This window comes from Streptomyces sp. NPDC048504 (genome assembly GCF_043200035.1).
GTDB lineage: Bacteria > Actinomycetota > Actinomycetes > Streptomycetales > Streptomycetaceae > Streptomyces.
This window is the reverse complement of sequence record NZ_JBICXA010000023.1, coordinates 146445-164646: the sequence shown is the minus strand read 5'-3', so window position 1 is coordinate 164646 and position 18202 is coordinate 146445. Positions and strand designations below refer to the sequence as shown.

Sequence of the window (18202 nt, the reverse complement as noted above, 5' to 3'; positions counted from 1 at the left end):
CCGGCCCGCCCGGGCGGGTGGCGTGGTGGTTTTGCGGGCGGGCCCGCCCCCCCCCCCCCCCCCCCCCCGCCGCCGTTGTCGGTGGCAGCGGATAGCCTGGCGGAAGTCAAAGATCACCGACCGCGGACCGCAATCATCAATTGAGGAACCCCGACGGTGCTCAGCCAGGTCCGCGAGAGCGGCGGCGGTTTAGCCGCAAAAAAGGGGGGGGTTGGAATGCGGGTACTGGGTGTCGATCCCGGGCTGACCCGATGCGGTGTCGGTGTCGTCGAAGGCGTCGCGGGCCGGCCGCTCACCATGGTCGGCGTCGGTGTCGTACGGACCGCGGCGGACGCCGAGTTGGGCCTGCGCCTCCTCGCCATCGAGCAGGGCATCGAGGCCTGGCTGGACGAACACCGGCCCGAATTCGTCGCCGTGGAGCGGGTGTTCAGCCAGCACAACGTGCGCACGGTGATGGGCACCGCCCAGGCCAGCGCCGTGGCGATGCTGTGCGCCGCCCGCCGCGGCATCCCGGTGGCCCTGCACACCCCCAGCGAGGTCAAGGCCGCCGTCACCGGAAGTGGCCGCGCCGACAAGGCCCAGGTCGGCGCGATGGTGACCCGGCTGCTACGGCTCGACGCGCCCCCCAAGCCCGCCGACGCGGCCGACGCCCTCGCTCTCGCCATCTGCCACATCTGGCGCGGCCCCGCGACCAACCGCCTCCAACAGGCCGTCGCCCAGAACCGGTTGCAACAGGCGGTCGCACAACACGCGGCCGGCACGCTGAAAACCCCGCAAGCCCAGCAAGCACCGAAGACCCCGCACGCATCGAAAGGCCGTACCGCATGATCGCCTTCGTCAGTGGCACGGTCGCCGCTCTCGCCCCCGACGCCGCGGTGGTGGAGGTCGGCGGTGTCGGCATGGCCATCCAGTGCACGCCGAACACGCTGTCCACGCTCCGCCTCGGCAAGCCCGCCAAGCTCGCCACCTCCCTCGTGGTCCGCGAGGACTCGCTCACCCTGTACGGCTTCGTGGACGACGACGAACGCCAGATCTTCGAGCTGCTCCAGACCGCGACCGGTGTCGGACCCCGGCTCGCGCAGGCGATGCTCGCGGTGCACACCCCGGACGCGCTGCGTCGAGCGGTGGCCGCCGGGGACGAGAAGGCGCTGATGGCCGTTCCGGGCATCGGCAAGAAGGGCGCCCAGAAGCTGCTGCTGGAGTTCAAGGACCGGCTCGGCGCACCGGTCGGGTCCGCCCCGGCGATCGGCGCCCCGGTCACCAGCGGCTGGCGCGATCAGCTGCACGCCGCCCTCATCGGCCTCGGGTACGCCACCCGCGAGGCCGACGAGGCCGTGGCCGCCGTAGCACCGCAGGCCGAGGCCGCCGAGGGCACGCCGCAGGTCGGGCAGTTGCTGAAGGCGGCCCTGCAGACCCTGAACCGCGCCCGCTAGGAGAACCGTCAGTGAACTGGGACGACACGACCGACGAGACCGCCGCCGAGCGGCTGGTGGGCTCGGTCGCCGACCGCGAGGACCAGGCCGTCGAGGCCGCCCTGCGCCCCAAGGACCTGGGCGAGTTCATCGGTCAGGAGAAGGTCCGCGAACAGCTCGACCTCGTCCTGCGCGCCGCACGCGCGCGTGGCGCCACCGCCGACCACGTGCTGCTCTCCGGTGCCCCCGGCCTCGGCAAGACCACCCTGTCGATGATCATCGCGGCCGAGATGGAGGCCCCGATCCGCATCACCAGCGGCCCCGCCATCCAGCACGCCGGCGACCTCGCCGCGATCCTCTCCTCCCTCCAGGAGGGCGAGGTCCTCTTCCTCGACGAGATCCACCGCATGTCCCGGCCCGCCGAGGAGATGCTCTACATGGCGATGGAGGACTTCCGCGTCGACGTCATCGTCGGCAAGGGCCCCGGCGCCACCGCGATCCCGCTCGAACTGCCGCCGTTCACCCTGGTCGGCGCCACCACGCGCGCGGGACTGCTGCCGCCCCCGCTGCGCGACCGCTTCGGCTTCACCGCGCACATGGAGTTCTACGAGCCCACCGAGCTGGAGCGCGTCATCCACCGCTCGGCGAACCTCCTCGACGTGGAGATCGACCCCGCCGGCGCCGCCGAGATCGCCGGCCGCTCCCGCGGCACCCCCCGCATCGCCAACCGCCTGCTGCGCCGCGTCCGGGACTACGCGCAGGTCAAGGCCGACGGATTCATCACCCAGGACATCGCAGGAGCCGCCCTCAAGGTCTACGAGGTCGACGGCCGCGGCCTCGACCGGCTCGACCGCGGTGTCCTCGAAGCCCTGCTCAAGCTGTTCGGCGGCGGACCGGTCGGCCTGTCCACGCTCGCCGTCGCCGTGGGGGAGGAGCGCGAGACCGTCGAAGAGGTGGCCGAGCCCTTCCTCGTACGCGAGGGACTGCTGGCCCGCACCCCGCGCGGACGCGTCGCCACCCCCGCCGCGTGGGCGCATCTGGGCCTCACCCCGCCCCGCTCGTCAACCGGGGGAAACGGACAAGGGGACCTGTTCGGGGCGTGACGGCGGGGGCACTGGCCGGGTCAGGAACCCCGGTGCCATGCTGAGCGTTGTTCCATCAGCGTGGACTCGCTTAGACTCCGCCGATGCCGCCTTTGTGGGCGGCGCCGACCACCCCCATCCACCAGGCCGCTCACCGCCGCGGTCGTGCGAAGGAAATTCCGTCCCGTGAATATCGTGACCCTCCTCCCGTTCATCGTGCTCATCGGGGCCATGTTCCTGATGACCCGCTCTGCCAAGCGCAAGCAGCAGGCGGCCGCGTCGATGCGTAATGACATGCAGCCCGGCACCGGCGTCCGCACGATCGGGGGCGTGTACGCGACGGTCAAGGAAGTCAACGAGGAGACGGTTCTCCTCGACGCCGGCCCGGGCATCGAACTTCTCTTCGCGAAGAACGCGATCGGCGCCGTCCTCACCGACGACGAGTACAACCGCATCGTCCACGGCATCGAGCACGACCTGAAGGACGACGCCGACATCGTCCCGGACGACGCCTCCTCCCTCACCGACACCGACGAGCCCGCCGCCGACTCTTCCGACGACAAGCCCATCGACCTCGGCAAGAAGGACGCGGCCGACGAGCCGGCCGACGCCACCGAGGAGCCGGCGAAGCCCGCCGAGGCGAAGACGGAAGAAGAGCCGAAGAAGTCCGACGGCGACACTGACGCGAAGTAGTAACGTCCCGGGAGCGCGGCGCGACCCGCTCGCGCCCCGCGCACCCGGGTACGTGCGTCGCTCGCACGGGATCCCGACACCATGTCATGGCCGCAGCCGCGCTGACCCGGCGCGGAGCGGCCCGAGAGGGAGTACGAGAAGGTGGCAGCACCTAAGAGGGGCCGCAGCGCGAGCGCCCAGAGCAAGCCGTGGCGCTCGCTGGCCCTCATCCTGATCGCCATCGTGGCGCTCACCGGTGGCATGTTCGCATCCGGGCACAACACTCCGCGTCTCGGCATCGACCTGGCCGGCGGCACGAGCATCACCCTGCGGGCAGTGGCCCAGCCCGGCGAGGCATCGTCGATCAACAAGACCAACATGGACACCGCGGTCGACATCATGAACCGCCGTGTCAATGGTCTTGGTGTCTCGGAGGCCGAGGTCCAGACCCAGGGCTCCAGGAACATCATCGTCAACATCCCGAAGGGCACGAACTCGGAGGAGGCGCGGCAGCAGGTCGGTACGACGGCCAAGCTGTACTTCCGCCCGGTCCTGGCCACGGAGGCCTCCACGGGCGCCGCGACGACGACCCCGTCGCCGAGCGCGTCCAGCAGCGCCTCCAGCAGCCCGTCGAGCACGGCCAGCTCCAAGGCGACCGCCTCCTCGACCGGCTCCGCGACCCCGACGGCCACCGCCACCTCTCAGGGCCGTGCCGCCAGCGACGCGCTGAAGGCCGACTCCACCTCGTCCGCGAGCCCCAGCGCCACGGCCTCGGCCAGCGCCACCCCCTCGGCGAGCAGCAGCGCCGCCGCCAGCGCGGCGGCCGCCAAGCTGGAGGCCCAGTACACCGCGCTCGACTGCTCCAAGAAGTCGGTCCAGAACACTGCCGGCAAGAACGCCAAGGCCGAGGACGCGACCGTGGCCTGCGGTCAGGTCTCGGGCGTCTGGTACAAGTACGTGCTCGGCCCCGCCGCCGTGGACGGCACCGACGTCAAGAAGGCCGCGGCCGTCCTGAACACGACGACCGCCGCCGGCTGGCAGGTCACCATGGACTTCACCGGCAAGGGTGGCGACAAGTTCGCCAAGGTCACCGGTGAACTGGCGAAGAACACGGCCCCGCAGAACGAGTTCGGCATCGTCCTCGACGGCCAGGTCGTCTCCAGCCCCTCCGTCAGCTCGTCGATCACCGGCGGCAGCGCGGAGATCTCCGGCAGCTTCACCCAGGAGGAGGCCCAGAGCCTCGCCAACATGCTGTCGTACGGCGCCCTGCCGCTGACCTTCAAGACGGACAGCGTCACCACGGTGACCGCGGCCCTCGGCGGTGAGCAGCTGCACGCCGGTCTGATCGCGGGCGCGATCGGCCTCGCGCTGGTCGTCATCTACCTGCTGATCTTCTACCGCGGTCTGTCGGTCATCGCGATCCCCTCGCTGCTGGTCTCCGCGATCCTCACGTACGTGATCATGGCGCTGCTCGGCCCCGGCATCGGCTTCGCGCTGAACCTGCCGGCGGTCTGCGGTGCGATCGTCGCGATCGGTATCACCGCGGACTCGTTCATCGTGTTCTTCGAACGCATCCGGGACGAGATCCGCGAAGGCCGCTCGCTGCGTCCCTCCGTCGAGCGGGCCTGGCCCCGCGCCCGGCGCACCATCCTGGTCTCCGACTTCGTGTCGTTCCTCGCCGCCGCGGTGCTGTTCATCGTCACCGTCGGCAAGGTCCAGGGCTTCGCGTTCACCCTCGGTCTGACCACCGTGCTCGACGTGGTCGTCGTCTTCCTCTTCACGAAGCCGCTGATGACGATCCTCGCCCGCAGGAAGTTCTTCGCGGACGGCCACAAGTGGTCCGGCATCGACCCGAAGGCGCTGGGCGCCAAGCCGCCGCTACGCCGCACCCGCCGTCCCGCCGGTTCCGCCGCGGGCCCTGTCGACCCGAAGGAGGCGTGAGATGTCGAAGCTCGGCAACCTCGGCGCCCGACTGCACCGTGGCGAGGTCGGCTACGACTTCGTCGGCAATCGCAAGATCTGGTACGGCATCTCGATCCTGATCACCATCACGGCCATCCTCGGCCTGACGGTGCGCGGCCTGAACATGGGCATCGAGTTCCAGGGCGGCGCCGCCTTCACCACGCCGAAGGGCATGAGCGCCTCGGTGAGCCAGGCGGAGAAGTACGCGGAGGACGCCTCGGGCCACGACGCGGTCGTCCAGAAGCTCGGCGACGGCAGCCTGCGCATCCAGATCGCCGGCATCGACACGGACAAGTCCGACAGCATCAAGAAGCAGCTGTCGAAGGACCTGAACGTCGACTCCGAGAGCATCGCCGCGGACCTGGTCGGCCCCAGCTGGGGTGACCAGGTCGCCAACAAGGCCTGGGAGGGCCTGGCGATCTTCATGGTGTTGGTCGTGATCTATCTGGCGATCGCCTTCGAGTGGCGGATGGCCCTGGCCGCGCTCGTCGCCCTGATCCACGACATCACCATCACCATCGGCATCTACGCCCTCGTCGGCTTCGAGGTCACGCCCGGCACGGTGATCGGTCTGCTGACCATCCTCGGTTACTCGCTCTACGACACGGTCGTCGTCTTCGACAGCCTCAAGGAGCAGACCAAGGACATCACCAAGCAGACCCGCTGGACCTACAGCGACATCGCCAACCGGTCGATCAACGGCACCCTGGTGCGTTCCATCAACACCACGGTCGTCGCGCTGCTCCCGGTCGCGGCTCTGCTGTTCATCGGCGGCGGCTTCCTCGGCGCGGGTGTGCTCAACGACATCTCGCTGTCGCTGTTCGTCGGCCTCGCGGCCGGTGCGTACTCCTCGATCTTCATCGCCACGCCGCTCGTCGCCGACCTCAAGGAGGCCGAGCCGCAGATGAAGGCGCTCAAGAAGCGCGTCTTCGCCAAGCGGGCCCAGGCCGCCGCGCAGGGCGAGCCGGCGGAGTCGCAGGTCACCAACCGCTCGGACGACGACTACGACGACGAGCCCGAGGACGCGGCAGCCGTCGTGGGCCCGCGCACCCAGCCGGCGTCCCGCAACCGCGGCCGTGGCCGTCCCTCGGGGAAGCGGCGATGACCGACATCAAGGAACTGCTGCTCAGCCGTATCCGCGATGTGGCCGACTACCCGGAGCCGGGTGTGATGTTCAAGGACATCACCCCGCTCCTGGCGGACCCGGCCGCGTTCACGGCGCTCACGGACGCGCTCGCCGAGATCGTCGTGCGCACCGGTGCGACGAAGGTCGTGGGCCTGGAGGCCCGCGGCTTCATCCTCGGCGCCCCGGTGGCCGTCCGCGCGGGCGTCGGCTTCATCCCCGTACGCAAGGCGGGCAAGCTCCCCGGAGCGACCCTCAGCCAGGCGTACGACCTGGAGTACGGCTCCGCCGAGATCGAGGTGCACGCCGAGGACCTGAGCGCCGCGGACCGCGTCCTGGTCGTCGACGACGTCCTGGCCACGGGCGGCACCGCCGAGGCCTCCGTCCAGCTGATCCGCAGGGCGGGCGCCCAGGTCGCCGGCCTCGCGGTCCTGATGGAACTGGGCTTCCTCGCGGGCCGCGCCCGCCTGGAACCGGCCCTGGAAGGCGCCCCGCTGGAAGCGCTGCTGGTGGTCTGAACCCACCAGCACGTCCTGCCTGCGGCGATTCGAGAACGGCCGCCCCGGTCCACCGGGGCGGCCGTTTCCGTGCCCCCTGAGTGCGCGGGGCTGCTCCCCACGGGCGCGACAAGCCGCGACGGCGCGGTGGTCGGCCGGATCCCCCGGCCCCTCCGCGGCCGCTCGCCCGGAGGAGCCGACGTGGCGCCGCGGTCGGCCAGGTACCTTCGGTCCGCCGCCGTCCGCCCGGACGAGCTGCGATGGCGCTGCGTTTGGCCAGGTATCTCCGGTCCGTCGTCGTCTGCCCGGAGGAGCCGCGATGGCGCGGTGGTTGGGCGGGTGCCTCCGGCCTTTCCCCGGCCGCTCGCCTGGAGGAGCCGACGTGGTGCTGCGGTCGGTCAGGTATCTCCGGTCCGCCGTCGTCCGCCCGGAGGAGCCGCGATGGTGCTGCGCTCGGCCAGGCGCCTCCGGCCCCGTCGCCCGCCCGGGAACACCCCCGCCGGACACCTTCAAGGCGTCCTCACGTCACCTCCGGAATGCCGGCGGCAGCCCCTCGTGTTTCATCGGTAGACGGCCCTCACATCGGCCTGAAGGCGAGCCCGGAGCCCGGGATCGCTACCATGGGCACTCCGGAGCCTGACCGGGGGACCCGGATCGCGCACGAGGAGTCCTCTTGGCAGACGAGGCCCAGCCCCTGACCGCCGCCAAGCCCGAGCCCACCCCGGGCCCCGCGGCGGAGCCCGCCACGAGCGCGAGCACCGCACCGAGCGAACCGCGCCCGGCGGCGGAGCACGACCGGTCGGCGCCCGCCGACAAGGCGGCCGAGCCTCCGCGCCCCAAGCCCGCCCCGGCCGAGATCCCGGCGGCCGCTCCCGCGCCCCGTCCCACGGCCGGCCAGCCCGCCCGCACCGGCGGCGGCTCCTCCAACCGCGTCCGCGCCCGTCTCGCCCGCCTCGGCGTCCAGCGCTCCAACCCGTACAACCCGGTCCTGGAGCCCCTGCTGCGGATAGTGCGCAGCAACGACCCGAAGATCGAGACGGCCACCCTCCGCCAGGTCGAGAACGCCTACCAGGTCGCCGAGCGCTGGCACCGCGGCCAGAAGCGCAAGAGCGGCGACCCATACATCACGCACCCGCTCGCCGTGACGACGATCCTCGCCGAACTCGGCATGGATCCGGCCACGTTGATGGCGGGTCTGCTGCACGACACCGTCGAGGACACCGAGTACGGCCTCGACCAGCTCCGCCGGGACTTCGGCGACTCCGTGGCCCTCCTCGTCGACGGCGTCACCAAGCTGGACAAGGTCAAGTTCGGCGAGGCCGCGCAGGCCGAGACCGTGCGCAAGATGGTCGTGGCGATGGCCAAGGACCCGCGCGTCCTGGTCATCAAGCTCGCCGACCGCCTGCACAACATGCGCACCATGCGCTACCTCAAGCGCGAGAAGCAGGAGAAGAAGGCGCGCGAGACGCTGGAGATCTACGCGCCGCTCGCCCACCGCCTGGGCATGAACACCATCAAGTGGGAACTGGAGGACCTCGCCTTCGCGATCCTCTACCCCAAGATGTACGACGAGATCGTCCGGCTGGTGGCCGAGCGGGCACCGAAGCGTGACGAATACCTGGCCATAGTGACCGACGAGGTCCAGACCGACCTGCGCGCCGCCCGCATCAAGGCGACCGTCACCGGCCGCCCGAAGCACTACTACAGTGTCTACCAGAAGATGATCGTCCGCGGCCGTGACTTCGCGGAGATCTACGACCTGGTGGGCATCCGCGTCCTCGTGGACACCGTCCGCGACTGCTACGCCGCCCTCGGCACCGTGCACGCGCGATGGAACCCGGTCCCCGGCCGGTTCAAGGACTACATCGCGATGCCCAAGTTCAACATGTACCAGTCGCTGCACACGACGGTGATCGGCCCCAACGGCAAGCCCGTCGAGCTCCAGATCCGCACGTTCGACATGCACCGCCGCGCCGAGTACGGCATCGCCGCGCACTGGAAGTACAAGCAGGAGGCCGTCGCCGGCACCTCCAAGGTGCGCGCGGAGACGCCCCGGACCACCGGCAAGGACGACCACCTCAACGACATGGCGTGGCTGCGCCAGTTGCTCGACTGGCAGAAGGAGACCGAGGACCCGGGCGAGTTCCTGGAGTCCCTGCGCTTCGACCTGTCCCGCAACGAGGTCTTCGTCTTCACGCCCAAGGGCGACGTGATAGCGCTGCCGGCGGGCGCCACCCCGGTGGACTTCTCGTACGCGGTGCACACCGAGGTCGGCCACCGGACCATAGGAGCACGGGTCAACGGGAGGCTCGTACCGCTCGAATCCACCCTGGACAACGGCGACTTGGTGGAGGTCTTCACCTCCAAGGCACCCGGCGCGGGCCCGTCCCGCGACTGGCTCGGCTTCGTGAAGTCGCCGCGCGCCCGCAACAAGATCAGAGCCTGGTTCTCCAAGGAGCGCCGCGACGAGGCGATCGAGCAGGGCAAGGACGCCATCGCCCGCGCGATGCGCAAACAGAACCTGCCGATCCAGCGCATCCTGACCGGCGATTCCCTGGTCACCCTCGCGCACGAGATGCGCTACCCCGACATCTCCTCGCTGTACGCGGCGATCGGCGAGGGCCATGTCGCCGCGCAGAACGTCGTACAGAAGCTGGTGCAGGCGCTCGGCGGCGAGGAGGCGGCCACCGAGGAGATCGACGAGAGCGTGCCGCCGGCACACGGCCGGGGGCGCAAGCGCCGGTCGAACGCCGACCCGGGTGTCGTCGTCAAGGGCGTCGACGACGTGTGGGTCAAATTGGCCCGCTGTTGTACGCCCGTCCCCGGCGACCCCATCATCGGTTTCGTCACGCGCGGTAGCGGTGTATCGGTTCACCGCAGCGACTGCGTCAACGTGGAGTCACTGTCCCGCGAGCCCGAGCGCATCCTGGAAGTCGAGTGGGCGCCCACCCAGTCCTCGGTGTTCCTGGTCGCCATCCAGGTGGAGGCCCTGGACCGCTCCCGGCTTCTCTCGGACGTCACCCGCGTCCTGTCCGACCAGCACGTCAACATCCTCTCCGCGGCCGTCCAGACCTCCCGCGACCGCGTGGCCACCTCCCGCTTCACCTTCGAGATGGGCGACCCCAAGCACCTGGGACACGTCCTGAAGGCTGTCAGGGGCGTCGAGGGGGTCTACGACGTCTACCGCGTGACGTCGGCGCGCAACAAGACGTAGGGCATACGGAGAAGGGGCTCCCGTACGGTGCGTACGGGAGCCCCTTCTTGATGCGTGCGGACGGGTCAGCCGCCGAACTCCTGGAGGCCCTTCAGCGCCTGCTCCAGCAGGGCCTGGCGGCCCTCCAGCTCGCGCTGCAGCTTGTCGGCGCGGGAGTTGTTGCCCTGGGCGCGGGCCTGCTCGATCTGGCCCGTGAGCTTGTCCACGGCGGCCTGGAGCTGGCCGGTGAGACCCTCGGCACGCGCGCGTGCCTCCGGGTTCGTCCGGCGCCACTCGGCCTCCTCGGACTCCTGGAGGGCCCGCTCGACCGTGTGCATCCGGCCCTCGACCTTCGGGCGGGAGTCACGCGGCACATGGCCGATGGCCTCCCAGCGCTCGTTGATCGAGCGGAAGGCCGCGCGGGCCGCCTTCAGATCGGTGACCGGCAGGAGCTTCTCGGCCTCCTCGGCCAGCTCCTCCTTGAGCTTCAGGTTCTCCGTCTGCTCGGCGTCCCGCTCGGCGAAGACCGAGCTGCGGGCGGCGAAGAAGACGTCCTGGGCGCCGCGGAAGCGGTTCCACAGATCGTCCTCGTGCTCGCGCTGGGCGCGGCCCGCCGCCTTCCAGTCGGCCATCAGCTCGCGGTACCGCGCGGCCGTGGGACCCCAGTCCGTCGAGGCCGACAGACCCTCGGCCTCGGCGACCAGCTTCTCCTTGGTCTTGCGGGCGTCCTCGCGCTGCGCGTCCAGCGACGCGAAGTGCGCCTTGCGGCGCTTGGAGAAGGCCGACCGGGCGTGCGAGAAGCGGTGCCACAGCTCGTCGTCCGACTTGCGGTCCAGGCGCGGCAGACCCTTCCAGGTGTCCACCAGCGCGCGCAGCCGCTCACCGGCCGCCCGCCACTGGTCGGACTGCGCCAGTTCCTCCGCCTCGACGACCAGCGCCTCCTTGGAGTGCCGGGCCTCGTCGGACTGCTTGGCGCGCTGCTGCTTGCGCTCCTCGCGGCGCGCCTCGACGGTCTCCACCAGCTTGTCCAGCCGGACCCCGAGCGCCGCCAGGTCGCCCACCGCGTGGTGGGCGTCGACCTGCTCACGGAGATGGTCGACGGCGGCCTGCGCGTCCTTCGCCGACAGGTCGGTGGTCTTCACGCGCTTTTCGAGGAGGCCGATCTCGACAACCAGGCCTTCGTACTTGCGCTCGAAGTAGGCCAGCGCCTCCTCGGGGGAGCCGGCCTGCCAGGAACCGACGACCTGCTCGCCGTCGGCCGTACGCACGTACACGGTCCCCGTCTCGTCGACGCGTCCCCACGGGTCGCTGCTCACAGCGCCTCCTCCACATGATGCCTGCACAGGGCCTCTGTGCCCCCGGGCATCGTCCACAGTTTCGTCACGGCCAACATAGGCGACCGGCGGGTTGCCTGTCCGCATCCCGCGCGACCGAAATTTCGCTGTTGACGGTCAGGATTTAGTGACAGTCGCCTTGTTGATCACGACCGTCGCGTTCGGTGCTCCGTCGCCCGCGCCCGTGCTCTCACCAGCGGCCGCGATCTTGTTCAGGACCTTCATCCCGGAGGCCGAGATGGTACCGAACGGGGTGTAACTGGCCGGAAGCTGGCTGTCCTTGTAGACGAGGAAGAACTGGCTGCCGCCGGTGTGCTTCTGACCGGTGTTCGCCATCGCCACCGTGCCCGCCGGGTAGGTCCCGCCCTTGAGGCTGGTGTCCTTCAGGTTCTCGTCCGGGATCGTGTAACCGGGGCCGCCGCTGCCCGCGCCCGTCGGGTCGCCGCACTGCAGCACGTAGATGCCGCTCGTGGTGAGCCGGTGGCACTTCGTGTGGTCGAAGAAGCCCTTGCCCGCAAGGAAGCTGAACGAGTTCACGGTGTGCGGCGCGGCCGACGTCTTGAGCGCGATGTCGATGTCACCGCAGGTCGTCGCGAGCTTCATCGTGTACTTCGCCGACTTGTCGATCGTGACCGCCGGCTCCTTCTTCCAGGTCTCCGTCTTGATCTTGCCGGCCGCCGGCTTCGCGCACGGGTCCGGCGCCTTCTTCGTCGCCGAGGCGCTGGGCGTGGGCGTCACGTCCGCGCTCGCGTTGGTCTTGTCGTCGTCGTTCTTCAGGACGCCGGTCGTGTAGAGCGCGACACTGCCGATCACGATCACGCCGAGCACCGACGCGATCACCGAGTTGCGCATGCGCGCCTTGCGTCGAGCGGACGTACGCCGCTGCTGCTGCCGCAAGAACTTCTCCCGCGCGAGCTGCCGCTTCCGCTGTTCCTGGGTGACCACCGGATTCTCTCCTCATGCGTCTCGTACGTCGACTGGGACGCGTGCGTCTTGTGAGCCGACCGCCTGCGTGTGCCCCGTACCGTATATGGGTTCGCTGAGGATTCGGCAGCGCCGGTAGGCTCTGACCACTGAGGCAGGGATCCTTATCCCCTCCCGTATCGACACAACGAAGGACGATCGTGCTCATTGCCGGGTTCCCCGCCGGGGCCTGGGGGACGAACTGTTATCTCGTCGCCCCCGCCGCCGGTGAGGAGTGCGTGATCATCGACCCGGGCCATCAGGCCGCCCAGGGAGTCGAGGAAGCGCTCAGGAAGCATCGGCTCAAGCCCGTCGCGGTCGTCCTCACCCATGGTCACATCGACCATGTGGCCTCGGTCGTCCCGGTGTGCGGCGCGCACGACGTGCCGGCCTGGATCCACCCCGAGGACCGGTTCATGATGAGCGACCCCGAGAAGGCGCTCGGCCGCTCGATCGGGATGCCGCTGATGGGCGAGCTGACCGTGGGGGAGCCGGACGACGTCAAGGAGCTGACCGACGGTGCACGGCTCGCGCTCGCGGGACTGGAGTTCTCGGTCGCGCACGCGCCGGGCCATACGAAGGGGTCGGTGACCTTCCAGATGCCCGAGACCACGGAGATCCCCTCCGTGTTCTTCTCCGGGGATCTGCTCTTCGCCGGCTCCATCGGACGCACCGACCTGCCCGGCGGCTCCCACGCCGAGATCCTCGACTCGCTGGCCCGTGTGTGCCTGCCGCTCGACGACTCGACCGTGGTGCTGTCCGGCCACGGCCCCCAGACGACCATCGGCCAGGAGCGCGCCACCAACCCGTACTTGCGGGAAGTGGCCGCCGGCCAGGGAGCTGACGCGAACGCTCCCCGACGAGGAATGTGACGAGATTTTCGTGAGCACCTTTCAGGCCCCCAAGGGCACGTACGACCTGATTCCGCCGGAGTCGGCCAAGTACCTCGCCGTGCGCGAGGCCATCGCCGCTCCGCTGCGCAACTCCGGCTACGGCTACATCGAGACGCCCGGCTTCGAGAACGTCGAGCTCTTCGCGCGCGGTGTCGGTGAGTCCACCGACATCGTGACCAAGGAGATGTACGCCTTCGAGACCAAGGGCGGCGACCAGCTCGCCCTGCGCCCCGAGGGCACGGCTTCCGTACTGCGCGCGGCACTTGAGGCCAACCTGCACAAGCTGGGCAACCTCCCCGTCAAGCTCTGGTACTCGGGCTCCTACTACCGCTACGAGCGCCCCCAGAAGGGCCGTTACCGCCACTTCTCCCAGGTCGGCGCCGAGGCGATCGGTGCCGAGGACCCGGCGCTGGACGCCGAGTTGATCATCCTCGCGGACCAGGCGTACCGCACCCTGGGCCTGCGGAACTTCCGCATCCTCCTCAACAGCCTGGGCGACAAGGAATGCCGTCCGGTCTACCGGGAGGCGCTGCAGACCTTCCTCCGGGGCCTGGACCTCGACGAGGAGACCATGCGTCGCGGGGACATCAACCCGCTGCGGGTCCTCGACGACAAACGCCCCGACGTCCAGAAGCAGTTGACGGACGCGCCGTTGCTCCGCGACTACCTGTGCGACGCGTGCAAGGCGTACCACGAGGAGGTCCGCGAGCTCATCACGGCTGCGGGCGTCACCTTCGAGGACGACCCGAAGCTGGTCCGCGGCCTGGACTACTACACCCGTACGACCTTCGAGTTCGTCCACGACGGTCTGGGCTCCCAGTCAGCGGTGGGCGGCGGCGGCCGCTATGACGGCCTGTCCGAGATGATCGGCGGCCCCGCACTGCCCTCCGTGGGCTGGGCGTTGGGCGTCGACCGCACGGTGTTGGCGTTGGAGGCGGAGGGCGTCGAACTCCAACTCCCCGCGTCCACGAGCGTGTTCGCGGTCCCGCTCGGGGAGGAGGCCCGCCGGGTCCTCTTCGCCAAGGTCACCGAACTCCGCAAGCTCGGCATCGCGGCCGACTTCTCCTACGGCTCCAAGGGTCTCAAGGGCGCCATGAAGAACGCCAACCGCAGCGGGGCCCGCTACACGATCGTCGCCGGCGAGCGTGACCTTGCCGAGGGTGTTGTGCAGCTCAAGGACATGGAGTCCGGGGAGCAGCGGGCGGTCGGGGTGAACGAGATCGTGGCGGAGCTGGAGTCGAAGCTGGGCTGAGGCCTGGGTTTCCGCCCCCGCCGCCCCTACCCGTCCCATCCTTCTGGGGCTCCGCCCCAGACGCCGCTCGGTCTTTCAGCCCGTCCGGCGTTTGAGGACGAGGCCGTTCAGGCCGAAGCGGGGGTCTGGGGGCGGCAGCCCCCAGTGATGGGACGGGTAGGGGCGGCGGGGGCGTGAATCCTCAGTCCAGCAGCCCGTACCGCATCGCACTCGTCACAGCGGCCGTCCGGTCATCGACGCCCAACTTCCCGAAGACCCGCAGCAGATGGGTCTTCACCGTCGACTCCCCGATGAACAACCGCCGCCCGATCTCCGCGTTGGTGCACCCCTCCGCCACCAACCGCAACACCGCGATCTCCCGTTCGGACAGCCGAGGCCGCTCCGGCTTCGTCCGCAACTGGTCCACCAACCGCGCCGCCACAGAAGGCGCCAACACGGTCTCGCCCCGCGCGGCGGCCCGTACCGCGTCGGCCAGTTCACCCCGCGGCAGATCCTTCAGTAGATAGCCCGCCGCCCCCGCCTCCACGGCCCGCAGAATGTCCCGGTCGGTCTCGTACGTGGTGAGGACGATCACCCGGCACGGCAACCCCGCCGCACTCATCCGCACGATGGAGTCGACACCCCCGCCGCCCGGCATGCGCAGGTCCATCAGGACGATGTCGGGGCGGAGTTCGGCGGCCAGCGCCTCCGCCTGTGGCCCACTGGAGGCGTCGGCGACGACATCGAGGTCCGGTTCGGCGCTGAGCATGGCGCGCAGGCCTTCCCGCACGACGGGATGGTCGTCGGCGAGGACGATCCGGATCATCGAGAACTCCTTGTGGGAGACACGGGAGGCACAGAAGTCACGGGAGCCATGGGAGACACGGGCGATACCGGCAGCCGTACCGTCACCGTCGTCCCCTCGCCCACCGCACTCCGCACCACCGCCGTCCCACCCGCCTCCGCCGCCCGCGTCCGCAGCCCCGCCAGACCGTAACCACCGGACACCTCCCCCGGATCGAACCCGCACCCGTCATCCCGTACGGACACGGTGAGTTGCTCGTCGGTGTACACCAGCGCAAGGCTCACCTTCGCCGAACTTCCCGCATGCTTACGGGTGTTGGCGAGCGCCTCCTGGCAGGAGCGCAGGACCACGACCTCGGGCCCGGCGGGCAACGCGCGTACCGGCCCGGTGACTTGGAGTGTCGCGTCATGGCGGGCGGCGAGCCGGCGCAGGGCGTCCGAGAGGGACGCGCCCTCCAGGTCGGCCGGTGTGCCGCCGGCGACCAGGGCGCGGGCCTCGGCGAGGTTCTGCCGGGCCGTCTCGTCCATGAGGGCCAAGTGCCGTCTGGCCTGCGGCAGATCGTCGTCCAGCTCCGCATCCACCGCCTGGGCCAGCATCAGCAGGCTGGTGAAGCCCTGGGCGAGGGTGTCGTGGATCTCGCGGGCCATCCGCTCCCGTTCGGCCAACGCGCCGTGGGCCGACGACAGCCGGGAGACCTCGTGGCGGCTGGCGTCCAGCTCGGCTATCAACTCCGCGCGCTCCTGGCTCTGTTCGATGACGCGGATGATCCAGGTGCCGAGGGCCATCGAGAAGACCAGGGTGACCACCGCGAAGACGGAATTGAAGAACACGTCCTGCGCGCCCGGCCACCACAGCAGCGCCCAGCCGATAACGGGCGCGATGTTGATCACGGTCACCGCGATCAGCGCCCAGCGCAGTCGCAGCACCATGAAACAGGGCGGGACGAGGGCGAAGCCCATCAGCCGGGTCTCACCGACCAGCACCGCCGACGGGAGGAACAGCGCCATCTGCGCCACGAGGTAGCCGATGGCCCGCCGTTCGTCCGGTGGATCGCCTTGCAGGACCGGGCGGCCGATCCAGACGTAGAGCGGAATGAGCGGGACGAGCAGGCCGGCCGCCGTGACCCGCACCGGCCACCCCGGCTGGCTCGTGCCGAGCACGAACACCAGGGTGGCCAGCCAGATCAGGGCGAAGTACGTGTCCCAGAGCCGGAACGAGCGGTCCCAGGTGTACGAACCCGACGCCCCGTGCGGAGCCGTCATCCGTCGCGCCGGTTCTTCCACCGGAAGGTCAGCAGGCACAGCAGCAATCCTCCGACGCACCACGCCCCGAGCACCAGCGCGACCTTTCCGAACTCCCAGCTCCCGGCCTGCTCCAGCACCTGCGCCGACGAGGGCAGGAACACCCCGCGCAGCCCCTGGCACATCCACTTCAGCGGGAACAGGGCGCCGATGTTGAGCATCCAGTCCGGGATGGTGTCGATGGAGATGTACACCCCGGAGATGAACTGCAGGACCAGGAACGGGAGTACGACCACGGAGGTCGCGCTCTTGCCGGACTTCGGGACCGAGCTGACCGCGATGCCGAGCAGCGCGCACGCCGTCAGACCGAGCACGAAGATCCACCCGAAGTCCAGCCACTTCACCGCGGACGAGGGCAGATCCACGTCGTACAGCGTGGTGCCCACCAGGAGCAGGATCGCCGTCTCCATCAGGCCCGTGACCAGAACCAGCCAGATCTTGCCGAGGAAGTACGCGGCCGGTGGCATCGGCGTGCCGCGCAGCCTGCGCAGCACCTTCTCGTCGCGTTCGATCGCGATCGAGATGCCGAGGGACTGGAAGCTCGTCGACATGATGCCGGCGGCCATCATCGCCGGGACGTACAGCTGGGAGGCGTTGACGCCCGCGCCCCGGACGTCGTCCTTGAAGATCGACGCGAAGAGGAAGAGGAAGACGACCGGGAAGGCGAAGGTGAACACCACCTGGTCGCGCTGCCGGAAGAACTGTTTGAGTTCCAGCGACCCGCGGCGCAGTCCGAGTCCCCAGGCACTGGGCAGCCGGTCTCCGGGGGTCTTCGTCCGGGGCCGTACGGCGGTCGTGTCCGTGGTCGTGGTCATCGCGCGTCCTCCTGTCCGGTCAGCCGGAGGTAGACGTCCTCCAGGGTGGGGCGGCTCACCAGCAGCCCGGGGATCTCGCCGTCGAAGCGGTGCATGAGTTCGGCTACGACCTTGGTAGGAGTCTCCGTGTGCTCCGCGCGCGGGGTGCCGTCCAGGTCCGTCCACTCGACCGTGGCTCCGGTGCCGTGGCGTTCGCGCAGGGCGGCCGGTTCGCCCTCGGCGACCACGCGGCCCTTGGCGACGATGGCCAGGCGGTCGGCCAGGTTCTCCGCCTCCTCCAGGTAGTGGGTGGTGAGGAGGATCGTGGTGCCCTCGTCGGCGAGCTTGCGGATCAGGTCCCAGAACTGGCGCCGGGCCGCAGGGTCGAAGCCGGTCGTCGGCTCATCCAGGAGGAGGAGATCGGGGCCGCCTATCACCCCGAGGGCCACGTCGAGACGCCTGCGCTGTCCGCCCGACAGGGCCTTGATACGGCTGTCCACCTTGGCCTCAAGACCGACCAGGCCGATGACCTCCTCGGGGTCGCGAGGCCGGGGGTAGTAGCGCGCGAAGTGCCGTACCGTCTCGCCGACCGTCAACTCGGCGGGTGCCGATTCGTCCTGCCAGACGATCCCGACCCGCGAACGCCACGCGCGTGTGCCCGTCGCCGGGTCCGAGCCGAGCACCGACACCTCACCCGCGTCCCGGCCGCGGTTGCCCTGGAGGATCTCGACCGTGGTGCTCTTGCCCGCCCCATTGGGTCCGAGCAGGCCGAACACCTCTCCCGTGCGGATCTCCAGGTCGATTCCGTCCACGGCGGTCACGTCCCCGTACTGCTTGCGCAGCCCCCGCACATCCACTGCGAGTTCGTTCGCCTGTGTTGTCATGCCATGAGCATCGTCCGGAATCGAGCGCTCAGGGACGACCGTGCGTACTTCCTTAT

General features: G+C 69.9%; 16 protein-coding genes. 10 read left to right on the top strand and 6 right to left on the bottom strand.

Annotated features, from left to right (window positions below):
* Nucleotides 1-216: 216 nt before the first annotated feature.
* From ruvC to ACGFY9_RS43245, 8 genes are all read left to right on the top strand, one after another.
* Nucleotides 217-828, top strand: coding sequence for a crossover junction endodeoxyribonuclease RuvC (gene ruvC / locus ACGFY9_RS43280; RefSeq protein WP_393763767.1), 612 nt, complete (start codon nt 217-219; stop codon nt 826-828).
* Nucleotides 825-1433: a Holliday junction branch migration protein RuvA gene (gene ruvA / locus ACGFY9_RS43275; RefSeq protein ID WP_328684494.1), complete on the top strand. Its 609-nt coding sequence runs from the start codon at nt 825-827 to the stop codon at nt 1431-1433. The genes ruvC and ruvA overlap by 4 nt, the downstream gene beginning before the upstream one ends.
* Nucleotides 1434-1444: 11 nt before the next feature.
* The gene (gene ruvB, locus ACGFY9_RS43270) at nt 1445-2515 is read left to right on the top strand and encodes a Holliday junction branch migration DNA helicase RuvB (protein ID WP_019059776.1); all 1071 of its coding nucleotides are present in this window, start codon (nt 1445-1447) and stop codon (nt 2513-2515) included.
* A gap of 165 nt (nt 2516-2680) precedes the next feature.
* Nucleotides 2681-3187, top strand: coding sequence for a preprotein translocase subunit YajC (gene yajC / locus ACGFY9_RS43265; protein WP_393763765.1), 507 nt, complete (start codon nt 2681-2683; stop codon nt 3185-3187).
* A 141-nt stretch (nt 3188-3328) separates the two neighbouring features.
* Nucleotides 3329-5107, top strand: coding sequence for a protein translocase subunit SecD (secD, locus tag ACGFY9_RS43260; protein ID WP_393763763.1), 1779 nt, complete (start codon nt 3329-3331; stop codon nt 5105-5107).
* A gap of 1 nt (nt 5108) precedes the next feature.
* Nucleotides 5109-6233 (top strand): protein translocase subunit SecF, encoded by a 1125-nt coding sequence (gene secF / locus ACGFY9_RS43255; RefSeq protein ID WP_393763761.1) that lies wholly within the window; start codon nt 5109-5111, stop codon nt 6231-6233.
* The gene (locus ACGFY9_RS43250; protein ID WP_393763759.1) at nt 6230-6769 is read left to right on the top strand and encodes an adenine phosphoribosyltransferase; all 540 of its coding nucleotides are present in this window, start codon (nt 6230-6232) and stop codon (nt 6767-6769) included. The genes secF and ACGFY9_RS43250 overlap by 4 nt, the downstream gene beginning before the upstream one ends.
* 652 nt (nt 6770-7421) lie before the next feature.
* Nucleotides 7422-9962 carry a RelA/SpoT family protein gene (locus tag ACGFY9_RS43245; protein WP_393763757.1) on the top strand — a complete coding sequence of 847 codons (2541 nt, stop codon included), beginning with the start codon at nt 7422-7424 and terminating at the stop codon, nt 9960-9962.
* Nucleotides 9963-10027: 65 nt separating this feature from the next.
* Here ACGFY9_RS43245 and ACGFY9_RS43240 read toward each other — a convergent pair whose 3' ends face one another.
* Both ACGFY9_RS43240 and ACGFY9_RS43235 read right to left on the bottom strand, forming a co-directional pair.
* Nucleotides 10028-11257, bottom strand: coding sequence for a DUF349 domain-containing protein (locus ACGFY9_RS43240; RefSeq protein WP_393763755.1), 1230 nt, complete (start codon nt 11255-11257; stop codon nt 10028-10030).
* A 135-nt stretch (nt 11258-11392) separates the two neighbouring features.
* Entirely contained in the window at nt 11393-12220 is an 828-nt protein-coding gene (locus ACGFY9_RS43235) for a peptidylprolyl isomerase (protein ID WP_393763754.1), read from the bottom strand.
* Between the two features lie 179 nt (nt 12221-12399).
* Here ACGFY9_RS43235 and ACGFY9_RS43230 point away from each other — a divergent pair, with 179 nt between their 5' ends.
* Both ACGFY9_RS43230 and hisS read left to right on the top strand, forming a co-directional pair.
* Nucleotides 12400-13110 carry an MBL fold metallo-hydrolase gene (locus ACGFY9_RS43230; RefSeq protein WP_393763752.1) on the top strand — a complete coding sequence of 237 codons (711 nt, stop codon included), beginning with the start codon at nt 12400-12402 and terminating at the stop codon, nt 13108-13110.
* A 10-nt stretch (nt 13111-13120) separates the two neighbouring features.
* Entirely contained in the window at nt 13121-14383 is a 1263-nt protein-coding gene (hisS, locus tag ACGFY9_RS43225; RefSeq protein ID WP_393763750.1) for a histidine--tRNA ligase, read from the top strand.
* A gap of 181 nt (nt 14384-14564) precedes the next feature.
* On the opposite strand, the gene ACGFY9_RS43220 is transcribed toward hisS, so the two are convergent.
* From ACGFY9_RS43220 to ACGFY9_RS43205, 4 genes are read right to left on the bottom strand one after another with little or no spacing between them, the layout of a single operon-like run.
* Entirely contained in the window at nt 14565-15188 is a 624-nt protein-coding gene (locus tag ACGFY9_RS43220; RefSeq protein WP_393763748.1) for a response regulator, read from the bottom strand.
* Nucleotides 15185-16429 (bottom strand): sensor histidine kinase, encoded by a 1245-nt coding sequence (locus tag ACGFY9_RS43215; RefSeq protein WP_393763746.1) that lies wholly within the window; start codon nt 16427-16429, stop codon nt 15185-15187. The genes ACGFY9_RS43220 and ACGFY9_RS43215 overlap by 4 nt, the downstream gene beginning before the upstream one ends.
* Nucleotides 16426-17283 (bottom strand): ABC transporter permease, encoded by an 858-nt coding sequence (locus ACGFY9_RS43210; protein ID WP_393763744.1) that lies wholly within the window; start codon nt 17281-17283, stop codon nt 16426-16428. The genes ACGFY9_RS43215 and ACGFY9_RS43210 overlap by 4 nt, the downstream gene beginning before the upstream one ends.
* Nucleotides 17280-18146: an ABC transporter ATP-binding protein gene (locus tag ACGFY9_RS43205; protein WP_393763742.1), complete on the bottom strand. Its 867-nt coding sequence runs from the start codon at nt 18144-18146 to the stop codon at nt 17280-17282. The genes ACGFY9_RS43210 and ACGFY9_RS43205 overlap by 4 nt, the downstream gene beginning before the upstream one ends.
* Nucleotides 18147-18202 lie beyond the last annotated feature (56 nt).

Excerpts from the sequence above, each read along its gene's own strand:
- ruvC (WP_393763767.1), top strand. The coding sequence starts at position 217 with ATGCGGGTACTGGGTGTCGATCCCGGGCTGACCCGATGCGGTGTCGGT.
- ruvA (WP_328684494.1), top strand. The coding sequence starts at position 825 with ATGATCGCCTTCGTCAGTGGCACGGTCGCCGCTCTCGCCCCCGACGCC.
- secF (WP_393763761.1), top strand. The coding sequence starts at position 5,109 with ATGTCGAAGCTCGGCAACCTCGGCGCCCGACTGCACCGTGGCGAGGTC.
- ACGFY9_RS43250 (WP_393763759.1), top strand. The coding sequence starts at position 6,230 with ATGACCGACATCAAGGAACTGCTGCTCAGCCGTATCCGCGATGTGGCC.
- ACGFY9_RS43220 (WP_393763748.1), bottom strand. The coding sequence starts at position 15,188 with ATGATCCGGATCGTCCTCGCCGACGACCATCCCGTCGTGCGGGAAGGC.
- ACGFY9_RS43215 (WP_393763746.1), bottom strand. The coding sequence starts at position 16,429 with ATGACGGCTCCGCACGGGGCGTCGGGTTCGTACACCTGGGACCGCTCG.
- ACGFY9_RS43210 (WP_393763744.1), bottom strand. The coding sequence starts at position 17,283 with ATGACCACGACCACGGACACGACCGCCGTACGGCCCCGGACGAAGACC.
- ACGFY9_RS43205 (WP_393763742.1), bottom strand. The coding sequence starts at position 18,146 with ATGACAACACAGGCGAACGAACTCGCAGTGGATGTGCGGGGGCTGCGC.